Origin of the sequence: Streptomyces anulatus, assembly GCF_000721175.1 — a bacterium.
Lineage (GTDB): Bacteria > Actinomycetota > Actinomycetes > Streptomycetales > Streptomycetaceae > Streptomyces > Streptomyces anulatus_C.
On the sequence record NZ_JOEZ01000097.1, the window covers coordinates 1 to 1,326 of the forward strand.

A 1,326-nucleotide genomic window follows, 5' to 3' on the forward strand; every position below is an offset into this window, starting at 1 on the left:
TGGTGAAGTTCCCCCCGGGCCCTGGACAGCGGGTGTTTACGCTGCGGGGGTGAGGTCTTGCCTGAGCAAGGTTCTCGTTTCGAGTGGGGTGACGTACCCATACTCGGGGTGTCTGCGGAGTCGGCTGCGGTTGTACTCGATCTCGATGTAACGGAAGACGTCGGCCCGGGCGGCCTCGCGGGTCTCCCAGACGGTGGTTCCGATCTCCGCTTTGAGGACAGCGAACCAGCTTTCCGCAGCAGCATTATCGTAACAAGAGCCGACACGTCCCATCGACTGTCGCATGCGCAACTTGCGTATCTCGGTGCGGAATTCGTCACTCGTGTATTCGCTGCCGCGGTCGGTGTGCATGATGCAGCCGGCTTCCAGGCCGCCGCGTCCGGCCGCCATCCGCAGGGCGGCGACCGGCAGTTCGGCGCGGTGGTGGTCGGCCATCGCCCAGCCGATCACCTCCCGCGTCGCGAGATCGATGCAGGTCGCCAGATACAACTTCCCTTCCAGGGTGACGAGTTCGGTCATGTCACCGACCAGCCGCATCCCGGGACGGGGGGCGGTGAAGTCCCGGCCGATCAGGTCGGCGGCGAACACCGCCCGCCTGGCCTGCCTGGTCAGGCCCCGACGCCGGCGGCGGGTGATCCCGACGATCCGGTACTTGCGCATCAGCCGCTCGACCCTCTTCGGGTTCACCGCCCGCCCGGCCCGCCGCAGGGCGGCGTGGATCCGCGGGGCCCCGTAGGCGCCGCGCGATGCGGCGTGGAGCACCCGGATCTCGTCCACCAGGCGTTCCTCCTCGCGCCGCGCGACCCGGCGCGCTGACGCGGCCGCCCGGTGCGCGTAGTAGGTAGAGCGCGGCACGCCGAGCACACGGCACAGCAGCGCAACGCTGTGACCTGCTTGATTGTCGTCCGATGTCTTCTCCGCGTCGATGAAGCGGCACCGCGTGGCGGTGCCTACCTCATCTTGTCCTGCGCGAAGAAGGCGGTCGCTTTTCCCAGGATGTCGACCGTCTTCTCCAGCTCGCGGACCTTACGCCGCAGCTGGGCGAGTTCTTCCCGCTCGGCGCTGGTCAGAGTCCCGGCGGGCCCCTCGCCCCGGTCGACCTTGGCCTGCTTCACCCAGCCACGCAGACCCTCCGGGCTCACCCCCAGGTCCCGGGCGACCTCGGTGACCGTCTTGTCCGACGACAGCGCCAGCGCGACGGCGTCGCGTTTGAACTCGGCCGTGTACCGCTTACTCATGTTGCTCTTCTTGCTCACTACCTGTGACTGCTTCCTCCGGGACCTTCCGTCCCAGTATCAGGCTGTCCAGGTCAAGGGGGGAGCTTCA

1 protein-coding gene and 1 pseudogene are annotated in these 1,326 nt (G+C 67.7%); both read right to left on the reverse strand.

Translation table 11 applies throughout. From position 1 onward, the window contains the following. Positions 1-36: 36 nt before the first annotated feature. Positions 37-936 (reverse strand): annotated as a pseudogene (locus tag IG90_RS0138630) (IS3 family transposase); the annotation flags it as partial. Between the two features lie 14 nt (positions 937-950). Continuing rightward, entirely contained in the window at positions 951-1,238 is a 288-nt protein-coding gene (locus tag IG90_RS0138635; RefSeq protein ID WP_030596003.1) for a transposase, read from the reverse strand. Between the last annotated feature and the right edge of the window lie 88 nt (positions 1,239-1,326).

What these genes read in the sequence shown, in the direction of transcription:
- IG90_RS0138635 (WP_030596003.1), bottom strand. Translation starts at nt 1,238, where the DNA reads ATGAGTAAGCGGTACACGGCCGAGTTCAAACGCGACGCCGTCGCGCTG.